This window comes from Haemophilus parainfluenzae (genome assembly GCF_003252725.1).
Lineage (GTDB): Bacteria > Pseudomonadota > Gammaproteobacteria > Enterobacterales > Pasteurellaceae > Haemophilus_D > Haemophilus_D parainfluenzae_L.
The window spans coordinates 82,615-98,960 of sequence record NZ_QEPO01000003.1 but is presented as its reverse complement, the minus strand read 5'-3'; the positions used below and the strand labels follow the sequence as shown (position 1 = coordinate 98,960).

At 39.6% G+C, this 16,346-nt stretch carries 18 protein-coding genes; 11 read left to right on the top strand and 7 right to left on the bottom strand.

Features of this window, described 5'->3' with window-relative positions:
• Position 1: 1 nt before the first annotated feature.
• From DPV85_RS05360 to ampD, 3 genes are all read right to left on the bottom strand, one after another.
• Positions 2-796: a sulfite exporter TauE/SafE family protein gene (locus DPV85_RS05360; protein WP_111327326.1), complete on the bottom strand. Its 795-nt coding sequence runs from the start codon at positions 794-796 to the stop codon at positions 2-4.
• Positions 796-1,389: an RNA pyrophosphohydrolase gene (rppH, locus tag DPV85_RS05355; RefSeq protein WP_049369497.1), complete on the bottom strand. Its 594-nt coding sequence runs from the start codon at positions 1,387-1,389 to the stop codon at positions 796-798. The genes DPV85_RS05360 and rppH overlap by 1 nt, the downstream gene beginning before the upstream one ends.
• Before the next feature lie 484 nt (positions 1,390-1,873).
• Positions 1,874-2,437: a 1,6-anhydro-N-acetylmuramyl-L-alanine amidase AmpD gene (ampD, locus tag DPV85_RS05345; RefSeq protein ID WP_111327325.1), complete on the bottom strand. Its 564-nt coding sequence runs from the start codon at positions 2,435-2,437 to the stop codon at positions 1,874-1,876.
• 142 nt (positions 2,438-2,579) lie between these two features.
• Between ampD and DPV85_RS05340 the strand changes: the two genes are divergently transcribed.
• The 8 genes from DPV85_RS05340 (at position 2,580) to rhlB (ending at position 8,849) form a co-directional block, all read left to right on the top strand.
• On the top strand, positions 2,580-3,023 hold the full coding sequence (locus tag DPV85_RS05340) for a prepilin-type N-terminal cleavage/methylation domain-containing protein (protein WP_049369499.1): 444 nt from the start codon (positions 2,580-2,582) through the stop codon (positions 3,021-3,023).
• Between the two features lie 6 nt (positions 3,024-3,029).
• A complete protein-coding gene (locus DPV85_RS05335) occupies positions 3,030-4,409 on the top strand; it encodes a GspE/PulE family protein (protein ID WP_111327324.1) in 1,380 nt (459 codons plus the stop codon).
• Positions 4,410-4,417: 8 nt separating this feature from the next.
• Positions 4,418-5,641 (top strand): type II secretion system F family protein, encoded by a 1,224-nt coding sequence (locus DPV85_RS05330; protein WP_111327323.1) that lies wholly within the window; start codon positions 4,418-4,420, stop codon positions 5,639-5,641.
• Positions 5,638-6,315 (top strand): prepilin peptidase, encoded by a 678-nt coding sequence (locus tag DPV85_RS05325; protein WP_111327322.1) that lies wholly within the window; start codon positions 5,638-5,640, stop codon positions 6,313-6,315. The genes DPV85_RS05330 and DPV85_RS05325 overlap by 4 nt, the downstream gene beginning before the upstream one ends.
• A gap of 86 nt (positions 6,316-6,401) precedes the next feature.
• Positions 6,402-7,022 (top strand): dephospho-CoA kinase, encoded by a 621-nt coding sequence (gene coaE, locus DPV85_RS05320; RefSeq protein WP_111327321.1) that lies wholly within the window; start codon positions 6,402-6,404, stop codon positions 7,020-7,022.
• The gene (gene yacG, locus DPV85_RS05315) at positions 7,015-7,221 is read left to right on the top strand and encodes a DNA gyrase inhibitor YacG (RefSeq protein ID WP_111327320.1); all 207 of its coding nucleotides are present in this window, start codon (positions 7,015-7,017) and stop codon (positions 7,219-7,221) included. Before coaE ends, yacG begins: the two co-directional genes overlap by 8 nt.
• Positions 7,218-7,499 (top strand): GNAT family N-acetyltransferase, encoded by a 282-nt coding sequence (locus tag DPV85_RS05310; RefSeq protein WP_111327319.1) that lies wholly within the window; start codon positions 7,218-7,220, stop codon positions 7,497-7,499. Before yacG ends, DPV85_RS05310 begins: the two co-directional genes overlap by 4 nt.
• 90 nt (positions 7,500-7,589) lie before the next feature.
• On the top strand, positions 7,590-8,849 hold the full coding sequence (gene rhlB, locus DPV85_RS05305) for an ATP-dependent RNA helicase RhlB (protein WP_111327387.1): 1,260 nt from the start codon (positions 7,590-7,592) through the stop codon (positions 8,847-8,849).
• A 41-nt stretch (positions 8,850-8,890) separates the two neighbouring features.
• On the opposite strand, the gene mreD is transcribed toward rhlB, so the two are convergent.
• The 4 genes from mreD to DPV85_RS05285 all read right to left on the bottom strand — a co-directional run bounded on the left by mreD (position 8,891) and on the right by DPV85_RS05285 (position 13,548).
• Entirely contained in the window at positions 8,891-9,379 is a 489-nt protein-coding gene (gene mreD / locus DPV85_RS05300; protein WP_111327318.1) for a rod shape-determining protein MreD, read from the bottom strand.
• On the bottom strand, positions 9,379-10,443 hold the full coding sequence (gene mreC, locus DPV85_RS05295) for a rod shape-determining protein MreC (RefSeq protein ID WP_070582548.1): 1,065 nt from the start codon (positions 10,441-10,443) through the stop codon (positions 9,379-9,381). The genes mreD and mreC overlap by 1 nt, the downstream gene beginning before the upstream one ends.
• A gap of 87 nt (positions 10,444-10,530) precedes the next feature.
• Positions 10,531-11,586, bottom strand: coding sequence for a rod shape-determining protein (locus tag DPV85_RS05290; protein WP_014064069.1), 1,056 nt, complete (start codon positions 11,584-11,586; stop codon positions 10,531-10,533).
• 171 nt (positions 11,587-11,757) lie between these two features.
• Positions 11,758-13,548: an ABC transporter ATP-binding protein/permease gene (locus DPV85_RS05285; RefSeq protein WP_111327317.1), complete on the bottom strand. Its 1,791-nt coding sequence runs from the start codon at positions 13,546-13,548 to the stop codon at positions 11,758-11,760.
• A gap of 165 nt (positions 13,549-13,713) precedes the next feature.
• Here DPV85_RS05285 and DPV85_RS05280 point away from each other — a divergent pair, with 165 nt between their 5' ends.
• The 3 genes from DPV85_RS05280 to rlmH all read left to right on the top strand — a co-directional run bounded on the left by DPV85_RS05280 (position 13,714) and on the right by rlmH (position 16,334).
• Positions 13,714-15,366, top strand: coding sequence for a putative transporter (locus DPV85_RS05280; protein WP_111327316.1), 1,653 nt, complete (start codon positions 13,714-13,716; stop codon positions 15,364-15,366).
• A gap of 152 nt (positions 15,367-15,518) precedes the next feature.
• On the top strand, positions 15,519-15,827 hold the full coding sequence (rsfS, locus tag DPV85_RS05275) for a ribosome silencing factor (RefSeq protein WP_005695495.1): 309 nt from the start codon (positions 15,519-15,521) through the stop codon (positions 15,825-15,827).
• A gap of 39 nt (positions 15,828-15,866) precedes the next feature.
• The gene (gene rlmH / locus DPV85_RS05270) at positions 15,867-16,334 is read left to right on the top strand and encodes a 23S rRNA (pseudouridine(1915)-N(3))-methyltransferase RlmH (protein ID WP_111327315.1); all 468 of its coding nucleotides are present in this window, start codon (positions 15,867-15,869) and stop codon (positions 16,332-16,334) included.
• The last annotated feature ends 12 nt before the right edge of the window (positions 16,335-16,346 follow it).

The window sequence follows — 16,346 nt, the reverse complement described above, 5'->3', positions numbered from 1 at the left end:
CTTATTTCATAAACATATCAACTGCGATCGCAACTAATAGCAAGGCAAAGCCTTTTTTCAAGGTTGGGACAGGGAGTTTGGAGGTGGCGGTTGCCCCTAGTTTAGAAGTAAAGAATGAAGTACCCGTAATACCAAGCACGGCAGGTAAATAAACATAACCCAGAGAATAATCTGGCATGGCAGGATTGCCCCAACCACTCACCATAAAACTCAACATGCCTGATAAACCAAGAAGTGCCCCACAGAATGCGGAAGAACCGATGGCTTTTTTCATATCAATGCCGCGGGAATTTAAAAATGGCACGATAAAACCACCACCGCCTACGCCCGCTGCGCTTGATGCCATCCCAATTAAAATACCACCGATAACAGATGCTTGTGTTGTTAAAGGTTTGGTTTTCCCTGTGTTTTTCTTAATAGAAATCACCATTTTTGCCGCTAAATACACAACTAAACAGGCAAAGATTTTAGCTGATACATCACGATCAAGCTTGCCAATAAACAAACCAGAGATAAAGACCGAAATCATGACCATCGGTGCCAATACTTTAACTGCACTCCAAACTATATTGCCTAGTTTATGATGACGCTGTGCAGAAGAAAATCCAGTAATCACAATGGTCGCAAATGAAGTCCCTAATGCCGTGGACATCAACAAGGGTTCAGGCACGCCTACCATCGGCAATAAATAGACTAAAGTTGGGACGATAATTAACCCACCACCTATACCAAATAATCCGGCAAGAAAACCAACAACAGACCCAACAATCAAACAAAGCAGAATAAAAGTGAGCATTATTGTCCCCTTGATTTATAAGATGAACGTTTTTGATATTTAGAAAAACCATTTTTACGCAGCGCATGATAAGGTTTATTTGTCTCATGCTCTTGCGTATTTTCAAGCAATGTTTTTTCGTTGCCAAACATCACTTGAGCAAACTCTTTCATCGCTTTGCGATAAACATCTTTCTTAAAGGACACTACCTGACGTACGGGATACCAAAAACTCACCCAACGCCAACCATCAAATTCGGGTGATTTTGTTGTGTTCATATTAATATTTTTTTCATCACCCACTAATTGCAACAAAAACCAACGTTGTTTTTGCCCAATACACATGGGTTTGCTGTCATAACGCAGCAATCTTTTCGGCAGCTTATAACGCAACCAATGTTTAGAGGCATAAAGCACCTTCACATCTTTGGGTTGCAAGCCAACCTCTTCATATAATTCACGATACATGGCTTGTTCGGCACTTTCGTTATCGTTAATTCCACCTTGCGGGAATTGCCACGAATTCTGCCCGTATCGTTTAGCCCAAAGCACCTGCCCTTTGCGATTACAAATGACAATGCCTACATTTGGACGGTAGCCATCAAAATCGATCACTATCGTTCACCTTAAATTTTGTACAAAAATAATTTACAGATTGTTTCATAAATTCGCTTTTTTATCAACCGAATGGGCATATTTACCCTATTGTGGATAACTCTGTGGGTAACACTTGGATAATCTAAATTTAACTGTGTATAAAGATCAAAAATCGCTTTTCACACTTCACTTTTTTCATTTTTGTATAACCTTTAATCAAAAATTTTCCAAAAAAAATGACCGCACTTTTTCTCATCAAAGTGCGGTCAAAAATTCAGCCATTTTTTAGTTTAAACATTCCTTGTTTGGTGAAGAAATAATAGCTGTGAGTTATTCAATATTTCTGTGGATAAAATTGTGATTGAGCAAATGGCGAGTGTTGCATAACTCTTCTCAGCATTTTAGCCTCAATTTTAGAGAGAAAATTTTCTCTTTAATTTCATTAAGATAAGGCTTATTCCCAGAAATTATCTTACTCACATTCAATCAAAAATTTTAGTGATTATTTTTTATCCAAGCCTTTTTTGACTAACGCTAAATAGCGTTCCCACTCAAAATATTGACCCGGATCGATCTTACGACCTGGCGAAATATCGCAATGACCAACGATACGATCGAGCGTTATTTTCGGATAAGCTTGCATGATATCTCGTGTTAATGCAGCAAGCACTTGGTATTGTGCCTCTGTAAAAGGCTGTTCATTACTGCCCTCTAGCTCAATACCAATCGCAAAATCATTACATTTATCGCGTCCTTCAAAGCAAGAAAGTCCCGCATGCCATGCTCTATCATCGAAACTCACATATTGCGTCACCTTGCCATCCCGTTCAATTAAACAATGGGCTGACACACGAAATTGATAAATCTCTTCAAAATAAGGATGAATAGTGGGATCGAGTTTTCCTTGGAAAAAATCATCTACATATCCCCCACCAAATTGTTCTGGCGGTAAACTGATGTAATGAATGACGAGTAATGAAATATCCTCTACATCAGGACGTTCATCAAAATGGGGTGAAATCACTTTTCTTGCCTGGCTTAACCAGCCATTTTTTATCTTATTCATCTGTTTTTCTGCGATTAAATTTCATTTTTGCGATCGAGATCGCAAAAAAAGTGCGGTCAGTTTTACTTTCATTTTTCCCTTTTAGACAATGTTGCCGCCAATTCTGGCATTTTTTTATTCAACCAAAAGGAAATTTAATTTAATGAAACTGACTTTTTCTAAACCTTTACATAAAGGTTTTACGTTAATTGAATTGATGATCGTAATTGCGATTATTGCTATTCTCGCGACGATCGCCATTCCGTCTTATCAAAATTATACCAAAAAAGCGGCTATCTCCGAATTGTTACAAGCTTCTGCACCTTATAAATCTGATGTGGAACTATGTATCTATAGCACCAATGCCCCAACAAACTGTTCAGGTGGCTCAAATGGAATTGCTGCAGACATCACAACCGCAAAAGGCTATGTCAAATCCATCACCACGAAATCGGGGGTGATTACGGTGACAGGAAATGGTGCATTAGATGGGATCAGTTATTCTTTAACGGCGACAGGTTCAACCTCATCAGGTGTCACCTGGACAACCGCTTGCCCAAGCAATGCAGATTTATTCCCTGCAGGTTTCTGCTCTTCAGCTAAATAGCGAAACATGGCTTATCAAGCAATCGCAAAAAATGGCGAGATTTACCAAATCTCGCCACAATATTGGCAACAAAACCAACAGCAACAAGCATTGCTGTTACGTTACTTTGCACTCCCTATTAAAGAAGACGAACACCATTTATGGCTTGCAGTAGATTCGCTGAATAATCTTGCAGCTTGTGAAACCTTTGCTTTTTTAAGTGGAAAATTAGTTGAACCGATTTTATTTGAAACGGCCCAACTTAAACAACTTTTACAATCCCTTGCACCGAAAGCCAATCAAATAGAAGAGCAAACGACGTTTTATCATCATTCAGAAGATGAAAGCACTGCCAATTTATCTAATGAAGATGAACCTGTTATTCAATTATTAAACAGTGTTTTTGAAACTGCCCTACAAAAAAATGCCTCCGATATTCATTTAGAAATTCAGCCAAATGGGCTCTTAACTCGTTTACGTATTGATGGCGTACTCCAACCACAGCCGATTATCAGTAAATCACTCGCCAATCGTGTAATTTCTCGTTTAAAACTCTTAGCCAAACTGGATATCAGTGAAACTCGGCTACCACAAGATGGCCGCTTTCAATTCAAAACGACATTCTCCGATATTTTAGATTTCCGCCTTTCTACCTTGCCCACGCATTGGGGAGAAAAAGCGGTATTACGGTTACAACAAAATAAACCTGTTCAGTTAAGTTTTGCTGAACTTGGCATGACAAAAAACCAACAAAATCAATTTCAACATGCACTCGGTCAACCTCAGGGTTTAATCCTCGTGACTGGGCCAACGGGAAGCGGAAAAAGTATTTCGCTTTATACTGCACTTCAATGGCTCAATACGCCAGATAAACATATCATGACGGCAGAAGATCCCATTGAAATTGAATTGGAAGGTATTATTCAAACTCAAGTAAATCCACAAATCGGTTTAGATTTTAGCCGATTACTTCGTACATTTTTACGGCAAGACCCCGACATTATTATGCTTGGTGAAATTCGAGATGAAGAAAGTGCATTAATGGCATTAAGAGCAGCTCAAACCGGCCATTTAGTGCTTTCGACCTTACATACCAACGATGCCCTCTCAGCAATTTCACGCTTGCAACAACTAGGCATTCAATCTCATGAAATTGAAAATAGTCTCTTATTAGTTATCGCACAGAGATTGGTGCGTAAACGTTGTTTAAAGTGCGGTCAACATTTTAGTGATTCTTGCGATTGCCATCAGGGGTATCAAGGGCGTATTGGGGTGTATCAATTTTTACAATGTGAAAATAACTGTTACCAAACTGATTTCGATTCACTTTATCAAAGTGCATTAGAAAAAGTAAAAGATAACATCACCGATCTTGATGAAATTCAACGTGTGTTAGGTAAAAAATAGGAGTCTCTATGGCAAAGCAAAAACTCTTTTATTTCCAAGCCTATGATCAGCGACAACAATGGCAAAAAGGTAGCCTTGTTGCTCAATCTAAACAAGCCGCACAATTTCTGTTAATTGCAAAAGGTTTTAGTCACATTCGCTTGCAACAAGATTGGCAACTTAATCAGAAACCGAAAAATGCAGAAATCAGTGCTTTATTGAATCAACTGGCTACATTGCTCAGTTCTGCCATTCCATTAAAAAATGCACTACATATTTTGCAAGACAACTGCACACAATTGGGTTTGCATCAGTGGCTTAGCGCCTTAATTGAGTTAATTGAAAGTGGTCTTCCGTTTTCACAAAGCTTGGAAATACAAGGAAAGTATTTAAACTTTCAAGAGATTCAACTTATTCAAGTGGGAGAAATGACAGGAAAACTGGCAGAGGTATGCACTAAAATTGCAGAACGTCGAACGCAATCATTAACGCTTCAACGCAAATTACAAAAAATTATGCTTTATCCAGCCATGGTATTAGGTATTTCGCTTTCACTTACGTTGATTTTATTACTCTTCGTTGTACCACAATTTGCTGAAATGTATGGCGAAAATTCCGCTGATTTGCCTACATTAACCGCCGTATTATTAGCTATGTCTCAATTCCTACAACATCATTTTGTTGCGTTAATGATTGCCTGCACTTTCGCTATTTTTATGTTGAAGATGGCATTAAAACATTCCCTTTGGCTAAATCAAAAAAAGAATGCACTAATTAGCCGCATGCCAATTTGGGGCAATATCATTTGCCTTTCTCGCCTAATCAGTTTTAGCCATAACCTCCAATTAATGCTTCAATCCGGAGTGGCATTAACGCCAGCCTTAAATAGCTTCCTCCCCAAACAACAAACCTGGCAAACACAACGTACCTTAAAAGGTGATATTCTGCTACAACAAGAAGTGCGGTCAATTTTACAGTGGGTTTCGCAAGGTTATCCATTTTCAGAAAGTGTCAGTAGTCATCTTTTCCCAATGGAAGCACAACAAATGCTACAGATTGGAGAAAAAAGTGGAAAACTTGCTTTGATGTTGCGTCATATTGCTGATAACTATCAAGAAAAGCTCAATCATCAAATTGATTTACTTTCCCAACTTTTAGAGCCTTTAATGATGCTCATCATTGGTAGTTTAATCGGTATTATTATGATGGGCATGTATCTGCCGATTTTTAATATGGGATCCGTAATCCAATGATGATATTAGCCTTTTTCTTATTGGGTGGTTTAGTGGGTATCTTTGTTTGGCTTTATATTGATCGTTTTATCCCCAATCTACAACAAGAAATTTATCAGAACTACATCGAACTTTATCCTGAAAACAGTCCTATTTTCCATAGCGAAAAAGCAGCGATTCAATCTCAAAAGTGCGGTCATATTTGTCTTTATTTTTTAGGGTTTGGACTCTGTTTTGCTGCACTCTGTTATTTTCTTCAGGATAAATTATTTACTTTATGGCTAGCAATTACGCTTAGTCTACTGTTTGTTATCAGTTGGCTAGACTGGCATTATCAACTGATTTCACCGACACCTTGCCTGTTTTTATTTTTCTTGGGTTTATTCGGCGCACATCAAGAATTTTCAATTCTGATGCTTTCTCAAAGTTTAGAAAGTGCGGTTAGTTTTTTCGGTGTTTTTTATATTATCTATCATTTGTCTAAATGGTTTTATAAGAAGGAAGCTTTAGGCCGTGGCGATTATTGGCTCGCTTTAGGAATAGGCACTTATCTCACCATCGCACACTTACCACTTTTCTTATTCACTGCCTGTTTATTAGGCATCATAGTCTATTGGATTTCTCGTAAGTCCGTTTTACCTTTCGGTCCCTTTCTTTGCTTATCTTTAATCATCACCAGTGCAATAACCCTATAAATGTAATATATTGGCAACATTGAAAAATATTGTGTTTAGGGGATAGATGTAAAACATCCCCCCTAAATCAAGTAGCAAGGAATATTATGACTTATATTGTAGGCCTCACTGGCGGCATCGGTAGTGGAAAAAGCACAATTGCAAATCTTTTTGTTAAACTTGGTGTACCCATTGTTGATGCAGATATTGTAGCAAGAGAAGTGGTTGAAAAAGGCTCGCCGCTACTTGTTCAAATTGCTGAGCACTTTGGTAAATCGATTTTGACTGAAGAAGGCGAATTAAATCGGGCCGAGCTACGAAAAAAAGTATTTGCAGACGAAGATGAAAAAAACTGGCTCAATCATTTATTACATCCCGCTATTCGCGAAAGAATGCTGGCACAGTTAAATGCTCAGACCGCTCCTTATACCTTGTTTGTTGTTCCACTGCTTATTGAAAACAAGCTCACCACGCTTTGTGACCGCATACTTGTTGTCGATGTAAAACCTGAAACTCAGCTGGCTCGTGCGTCATCGAGAGATCATAATAATATTCAGCAAATTCAAGCTATTATGAATGCACAAGTTAGCCGTGAAGAAAGATTAAAATGGGCAGATGATATTATTTCAAATGATGCAAAATTGCCTGAAAACTTACCGCACTTAAAACAAAAAGTGCTAGAATTACACCAATTTTATTTAAGTGAATCGAGAAAGAAAAATGTCTGATGAAATTTTTGAAGTCCCCTGTCCGACATGCCAAAAGCCTGTACCTTGGACTCAGGAAAGTCTATTTCGCCCTTTTTGTAGCAAACGTTGCCAACTCATTGATTTAGGTGAATGGGCTGCAGAAGAAAAAGCCATTCCAAGTGACACAGCAGATTTTGCCATGGATCCCAATCTCAGTGATGAATGGAGTATCAAATGAGTCTTCAGCATCACGATAATGGTGAACAAGGCGAGTTTTTCTTACTCGATGAGCAAGGGAAGAAAATCGCGAAACTTACCTATTTTTATGAAACACCCGATACCATTAATGCTAATCATACGTTTGTTGATGATTCTCTTCGAGGACAAGGTGTGGCAAACAAACTCTATCAAGCCTTAATTCATTTTATCCAAGCCAAAAAGCTGACTTTGCACCCAACTTGTAGCTATATTGCAAGAAAATGGGAACGAACCCAATCTGCTCAATCCCAAGCTTAAACCTGTTAATAAGCGTTTTATTTTTAAGGATATTTTTCCGGCTTCGTGCTATCCTTAGCCCCATTTATTTCTGAGAACCTATTATTTATTATGCAAGAAAATTATTTAAGTCAGCAGCGATTTGCTGATCTTCCATTACATCCTATCGTACAAAAAGCCCTACAAGATAAGGGATTTGAATATTGCACCCCAATTCAAGCGTTATCATTACCAATTACCTTACAAGGAAAAGATGTTGCTGGCCAGGCACAAACCGGCACGGGTAAAACAATGGCATTTTTAACGGCAACATTTCATCACTTATTAACGCATCAACCTGATTTTGCTACCAATCAACCTCGTGCATTAATTCTTGCACCAACCCGCGAACTAGCTGTACAAATTAATAATGATGCAGAATTATTAGCTAAAACAAGTGGATTACGAACCGCACTTGCTTATGGTGGTGATGGCTATGATAAACAGCTCAAGGCTATCGAAGCCGGTGTGGATATTTTAATTGGTACCACTGGCCGTGTGATTGATTATGTTAAACAAGGCATTATTCGTTTAGATGACATTCAAGTTGTGGTACTAGATGAAGCGGATCGCATGTTTGATTTAGGTTTCATTCGTGATATTCGTTACTTATTACGCAAGTGCCCTTCTCCGCAAGAACGCTTAACCATGCTCTTTTCTGCTACGCTCTCTTACAAAGTGCGCGAACTTGCCTTTGAAGATATGAATTCCCCAGAATACATTGAAATTGAACCAGAACAAAAAACGGGACATCGAATTAAAGAGGAACTTTTCTATCCGTCAAATGAAGACAAAATTCCTCTCTTACTGACATTAATGGAAGAGGAATGGCCGGAGCGCTGTATTGTGTTTGCAAATACTAAACATAAATGTGAAGAAATTTGGGGCTATTTAGCGGCAGATGGCCATCGTGTGGGATTACTCACAGGGGATGTAGCACAGAAAAAACGTCTTTCATTGCTCAAACAATTTACCGATGGTGAGCTCGATATTCTCGTTGCAACCGATGTTGCAGCGCGTGGATTACATATTTCAGACGTGACTCATGTTTTTAACTTTGATCTACCCGATGACCGAGAAGATTACGTTCACCGTATTGGCCGTACTGGTCGAGCGGGTGAAAGTGGTGCGTCTATCAGCTTTGCTTGTGAAGAATATGCGATGAATTTACCGGCAATTGAAGAATACATTGGTCATTCTATTCCGGTCAGCCAATATGACCCGAATTCATTGATTAGTGATATTCCAAAACCTTATCGTTTAAAACGCAATCCTGCGCCTCAAACAAGAAATACTACGACGAGAAAAACAAACTACCGTCGTAAAAACTAAAAAGAAAAGCTGATGAACTCCTTCATCAGCTTTTTTTATGATTAATGTAATCCGACTCTTCGACGTGTAGTACGCATCAATAAGAAAACCCATGGCCATAACACACCGGATGCGATGGCACCAAAGATTTCCTGCCAGTTGAAAAATGCCCCATGCAAAGAGAATTCAACCAAGAAAATAGCCACTCGAATCGCAAAAACAAAAAGAAGTACCAATAAACTTTGGAACCAAAGAGAAAGGTTGCGCAAAATTAGGTAATATTTGGAAACAAAATAGAAAGCCACAGAAAGCACCAGTGCATGAACCCCAAGAATAGAGCCTAGCACAATATCCCATAAAACCCCGAGTAAAAATGCCCAACCAATGCTTACTCTATCGGGTAGCGCAAGCGTCCAATAAAGCAAAACTAAAACCAACCAAGACGGTTTAAAAGCTTGAAAGCCTGCTGGCCATGGGGCTAATTCCATAATTAATGCCACAACAAAGAAGCATAAAATGGTCGCCCATTGAAAAATAAAACGCCCTTGCATTAGTCTTCTTCCCTATGTTGTTGCTGATCTGGAGAAATGGGTTCCTCTTGTTGAGGCATTGTGGTCGGAATGTCAGGATCCACAATTTCTTTTCCTGTATGCGGCTGTACTCCATCCTCTTGATCATCTGTAATTTTGGTTTTACTCACTGAATGAGTTGCTTCATTAGCTTGACTTTCTAAACGTTGCTGTACAAGGCGACGTACTTCTTCCGGCGACATGGATTTGACTTTCGACATATCAAGATTGCTCGGCCAAAGTAAAAGCAAATAACGTAAACGATCTAACTCAGCCAAAGGTTTCGCTTTTACCGTTGCAAAGTAATTTGAGCCATCACGAGAAACACTTTGCACAACAGCCACAGGATAGCCTTCCACAAAACGGCCGCCCAAACCTGAAGTCACCAATAAATCGCCTTTTTCAATATCCACAGAACGAGGAACGTTATCTAAGGTAAGTTCATCTGAGTGCCCTGTGCCACTCGCGATTACTCGTACATCATTACGTAAAACTTGTACGGGAATAGAATGGGTCACATCCGTTAAAAGCAACACTCGGCTGGTGTTCTCACCAACAGATATAATCTGTCCAATCATTCCTTTTTCATCAATCACTGGCTGACCGACATAAGCGCCATCACGTTCACCTTGATTGATTACCACTTGCTGACGATAGACGTCAGTTTCAGCGGTGAGCACTTCAGCAATTTTTTTGTATTCATCCGTACGTAAAGGTGAATTAAGCAGCAAACGAAGACGTTGGTTTTCTACCTTAAGTTGATCCAATAATAAAAGATCAGCATTTTTCTCACGCAACTGCTCACGCAATACTTTATTTTCAATAAGCAGTTTATTGGTATCCACCAAATTGCTTGATACACCATCTAGAACTGTTCTTGGTCCATTCGCAAGGTAATACAATCCTCCCACGGCAGTTTCCATCACACTACGCGCCTTCGTCATTGATGAGGTTTGCCCATCAACTAAAATGAGTGTCATCGAAGCAATCACCGCTAATGCGAGTCGGATACCTAATGGTGGTGCTTTACCAAAAATGGGTTTCATTCACTGTCCTAGGGTTGAAAGGAAAAGTGCGGTCAAAAAATCAGACAAATTAAAAAACGCCGATTTTTCTGACCGCACTTTTAGAGATTAAATTTCGTCGCTAAAAATATCGCCGCCGTGCATATCAATCATTTCGATTGCTTCACCGCCACCACGAGCTACACAAGTTAATGGTTCTTCTGCGATGATTGCTGGTACGCCACATTCTTTTGATAACAATACATCAATATTGCGTAATAAAGCACCACCACCCGTTAACACCATACCGCGTTCGAAAATATCTGCAGCGTGTTCTGGTTGGCATTCTTCAAGTGCCGTGCGTACTGCTGCAACAATACCATTTAATGGTTGTTGAAGAGCTTCTTGTACATCACGAGAGGTTAATTTGAATGAGCGAGGCGCACCTTCAGCAAGGTTATGACCGTGCACTTCCATTTCTAAAATTTCATCACCTTCTTGAATGTAAGCTGAACCAATTTCGTGCTTGATACGCTCTGCAGTTGGCTCACCGATAACAGAACCAAAAGTACGACGAACATAAGAGATGATCGCTTCATCAAAACGGTCACCACCAATACGTACAGAAGATGAATACACGATACCGTTTAAAGAAATCACAGCAACTTCAGTAGTACCACCACCGATATCAATGACCATTGAACCAATCGCTGTAGAAACCGGCAAGTTAGCACCGATAGCAGCCGCCATTGGCTCTTCAATTAAATACACTTCACGTGCACCTGCACCTAATGCTGATTCTTTGATTGCACGACGTTCAACTTGAGTTGCACCAGCCGGTACACAAACGAGCACGCGCGGGCTAGGACGCATAAAGTTACCGCTATGTACTTGTTTGATAAAGTATTGCAACATTTTCTCTGTCACAGAAAAATCAGCAATTACACCATCTTTCATCGGGCGAATAGCCACGATACTTTTTGGGGTACGACCAAGCATTTGTTTTGCTTCTTTACCTACTGCCGCAATACTTTTGTATGCGCCCATACGGTCTTGACGAATTGCCACAACTGAAGGTTCATCAAGTACGATACCTTGGCCTTTCACGTAAATTAATGTATTTGCTGTACCTAGATCGATTGAAAGATCATTTGAAAATAAACCACGAATTTTTTTGAATAACATAAGAATTCCGTCATTAGTTTGGTGAAAAATTACTCATTTCTGAGCATAGAAAAAAATTGTCCTAAATGTATCAAAAAATTGAGTTTGATAACAGGATTTTTTACTTTGTTCATCTACACTTACCTCACTATTTTTTCTAACAAGGTAACTGCGGTCAATTTTAATGGTGTTTTATACGAGATTTCGATCAGTGAATCGCCACTTCCCGTTACCTAAGATCATCAATTGTTGCTGATGGAAAGCTTGTAAAGTTGAACGATGCCCCACGCTAATAACCGTTGTATTAGGTAAACGTTCTTTTAATAGTCGATACATCGTATCTTCTAAGCCTTCATCCATACTCGCAGTTGCTTCATCCAAGAAAGCGACGTTTGGTTTATGTAATAACAAACGTGCGAAAGCCAAACGTTGTTGCTCACCGAGAGAAAGAATACGTGTCCAGTCTTGTTCTTGATCTAAACGATCTTGTAAATGCCCTAAAGACACTTGTTTTAATACCTCAATCATCTCATCACGATTAAAGACCTTTTCTTCATTCGGATAAGCCAGTGCAGTCAATAAACTACCTTGTGGTAAATAAGGTTTTTGCGATAAGAAAAGCTGGTGGGTTGGACAATATACATCCCCTTCAGAATACGCCCACAGCCCTGCCACGGTTCTCAACAACGTGGTTTTCCCCACACCAGAATTACCTTGGATTAATAGGGTTGAACCTTTTGGCAGCGTCAAATTTAAATTCTCAATTAAGGTTTTTCCAAATGGATTACTGATGCTTAAATCCTTAAAGATCACGTCTGTTTCGTGTTCATGTAAATGCGACGTAGATTGACGATTCGCCATATCAATCGCATAACTAAAGCCAGTTAAACGATCTAATGTGGCTTTATATCCGGCAAAACCGTCGTAAGAATTACGGAAGAATGAAAGATTTGAATGCAACTTACCAAATACTTGTAGCGTTTGCATAAGATCGCCGAGTTTAATTTGCTTCTCGAAATAACGTCCCACTTGAATGAGTAAAGGGAACACGACCGAAACTTGGCTAACCACTAGGTTAAAACCAGAGAATTTTAAGGTTCGATAAACAATATCCCACATGTTATTGATCACCGATCCGAATTGTTTATAAAGTTGGCTACTCTCAACTTTCTCACCGGCATAAAATGCTACACTTTCCGCATATTCCTTGATACGAATTAAAGAATAACGATAGTTAGCGTTTAAGCGTTCGTTGACGAAATTCAACATAATTAACGGTCGTCCTAAACGGAATGCTATCACGGTTGTGATAATCACATAAGTGAACACCAAGAACACCATCATACGAGGAATTTCAGTACCAAATACCATCATTGGCCCCGCTAATCCCCACAATAAGATCGTGTAAGAAATCATCGAGGTGACAGCATCAATCACACCAGTGCTTAAGGAAAGCGAGGTTCTCACATAAGATTGCACATCTTGTTGAATACGTTGATCGGGGTTATCTAAGTTAGCGGAAACATACTGCGTTTTGTAGTACGCACGATTATCCATCCATTTATCGACTAACTGACTATTCAACCATTCAATCCAATTAATAGAAAAGCGTTGTTCTAAATAATAGCTAAGTAATGCCGTCATGACAGAGCTTGTCGCAATCACACAAAACAGCACCATTTGATCCCAAAACACTGGTTCATTAAATTCCTGTAAGGACGTGTACATATTGTTATACCACTCTGAATGCACCAAGCTAATACGCACACTGACTAATGTCATCGCCACAATTAACAAGAAAAATAGCAAAGGTTTAATACTTCGACGTGGTGAAAGATACCCCCCCGCAAATTGCCAAAATTGTTTACCCCAGTGGGTAAAACGGACTAATAAGAAAATACCAAAGCTAAACACAACAGCTGTCATCGCTAGTGTTTTTATTATCCATAAAAGCGAATTAATGGCCTCTTGAGCGTAATCCATAATCAACCTATAAAATCAAAAAAGTGCGGTCATTTTAGGCGGTGTTTATTTTTAAGCAAGAAAAAATGTGATGGAGATAACATTTTTTGACTTTGTTACAAGCGGGTAGGAAATCAAATTGTTATAATCCAAAATAGTTAAATTTTGAATAAATTAGAGGTTGGTATGAGTGAAACTGCGATTACCATTAGTTTGCTTGCCCTCGTTGCTGTAATTGGTCTATGGATCGGGCATTTTAAAATTAAAGGTGTAGGATTAGGTATTGGTGGCGTGCTATTTGGTGGTATTTTGGTTGCCCATTTTACCACGCAATATGGCATTAAACTGGACAGCCATACACTACATTTCGTGCAAGAGTTCGGCTTAATTCTGTTTGTTTATACGATTGGTATTCAAGTGGGGCCGGGCTTTTTTGCTTCCTTAAGGCAGTCGGGACTAACCTTAAATGGGTTAGGGATCTTAATTGTTGCGCTCGGTGCGTTAGTGACGATTCTCATTTATAAGTTTGCCGATATTCCCCTCGATGTCGCACTTGGTATTTACTCGGGTGCGGTCACAAATACGCCATCTCTCGGTGCGGGTCAGCAAATTCTTTCCGAATTAGGGATGTCACAAACGACATCTAACATGGGGATGGCCTATGCGATGGCCTATCCTTTTGGGATTTGTGGCATTTTGCTTTCTATGTGGCTTATTCGCCTTTTCTTTAAAATTAAAGTGGATGAAGAAGCGGCGAATTTTGAAAAAGAAAGTGGCCACGACAAAGAGGCGCTCAAAAGCATGTCTCTAAAAGTCACTAATACCAATCTTAATGGTATCCATTTAATTGAGATCCCTGGTTTTGACGATGAAGATGTAGTTTGTTCTCGCTTAAAACGAGGTGAATTAGTCATTGTGCCAAAAGCGGATACCGATGTTCAACTTGGTGACATTTTGCATTTAGTTGGTAATCCTGAAGGCTTGAAAAAAATGCATCTTATTATCGGGGAAGAAGTAGATGTTCCGGTCGCAAGCTTGAGTGGCGAAATTCGTTCTGAACGCGTTGTGGTTACCAATGAAAAAGTATTAGGTAAAAAAATTCGTCATCTCGGCATTCATCAAAAATACGGTGTCGTCATTTCACGTTTAAATCGTGCGGGTGTGGAATTGGTGCCAACAGCCCATACCACCCTTCAATTCGGTGACGTATTGCACATGGTGGGGAAAACTGACATTCTCAACCAAGCCATTTCAGTTATCGGTAATGCTAAACAAAAACTGCTACAAGTGCAAATGTTACCAGTATTTATTGGGATTGGCTTAGGGGTGTTACTCGGCTCTATTCCTTTTTACATTCCTGGTTTCCCAGTAGCATTAAAATTAGGTCTTGCTGGTGGACCATTAGTTGTCGCGTTAATCCTAGCTCGAATTGGCTCCATCGGTAAACTCTATTGGTTTATGCCGCCAAGTGCTAACTTAGCTTTACGAGAAATTGGTATTGTACTCTTCCTTGCTGTAGTCGGTTTAAAATCTGGCGGTAGCTTTGTAGACACACTCACCAATGGTTCTGGTCTTGAATGGATGGGCTACGGTATTTTTATCACACTCGTACCATTAATGATTGTAGGTGTTATTGCGCGTTTATATGCCAAATTAAATTATCTTTCACTTTGTGGTTTATTGGCGGGGTCGATGACTGATCCGCCAGCGCTCGCTTTCGCAAACGAACTGAAAGAAGGAAGTGGTGCAGCATCCCTTTCCTACGCGACGGTTTATCCGCTCACAATGTTCCTGCGGATCATTTCACCACAATTATTAGCGATTCTTTTATGGGTTTAATACCCTTTCAAACTTGGGGCACTATCACTGCCCCAATGTTTATGCCAAGCACTGTTACAACCATAAAACAATTCAAATAAAATCCGCCCTAAGCCTACCCCTTTCCCTCATTCAATGATAGAATTCATCGCTTTATTCAAATAGGAAAAGAAATGTCATTAGTTGAATTTGTAATTGATAAACTCGATGATTTAAAAGGCACGGAAATTGTGCATTTTGATGTAAAAGGCAAATCATCGATTACTGAAAATATGATTATTTGTACTGGTACATCTAGCCGCCAAGTGTCTGCTATGGCAGATAACCTTATTGCAGAATGTAAAAAAGCGGGTTATGAAACCTTTGGTGAAGAAGGACGTAATACAGCTGATTGGATCGTGGTGGATCTCGGTCAAACCATCGTACATATTATGCAACGTGATGCACGTGAAATGTATCAGTTAGAAAAACTTTGGGCATAAAGTGCGGTCAATTTTGACTGTATTTTGAAAGGGAAAAGGATGAAAATCACATTAATCGCTGTAGGCACAAAAATGCCGGCTTGGGTGACAACTGGATTTGAAGAATACCAACGTCGTTTCCCTAAAGATATGCCTTTTGAACTCATTGAAATTCCTGCAGGCAAGCGTGGAAAAAATGCGGATATTAAACGCATCTTAGAGCAAGAGGGTAAAGCGATGCTTGCCGCTTGCGGAAAAGGCAAAGTGGTAACATTAGATATCCCAGGTAAACCTTGGACAACACCACAACTTGCTGAGCAATTAGAGAGTTGGAAAAATGATGGTCGTGATGTGTACTTGCTTATTGGCGGGCCAGAAGGCTTATCCCCTGAATGTAAAGCTGCAGCAGAACAAAGTTGGTCCCTGTCACCACTCACACTGCCCCATCCGTTAGTGCGAGTTGTTGTGTCAGAAAGTTTATACCGCGCTTGGTCACTGACAACAAACCATCCTTATCACAGAGAATAACGCATTACATTA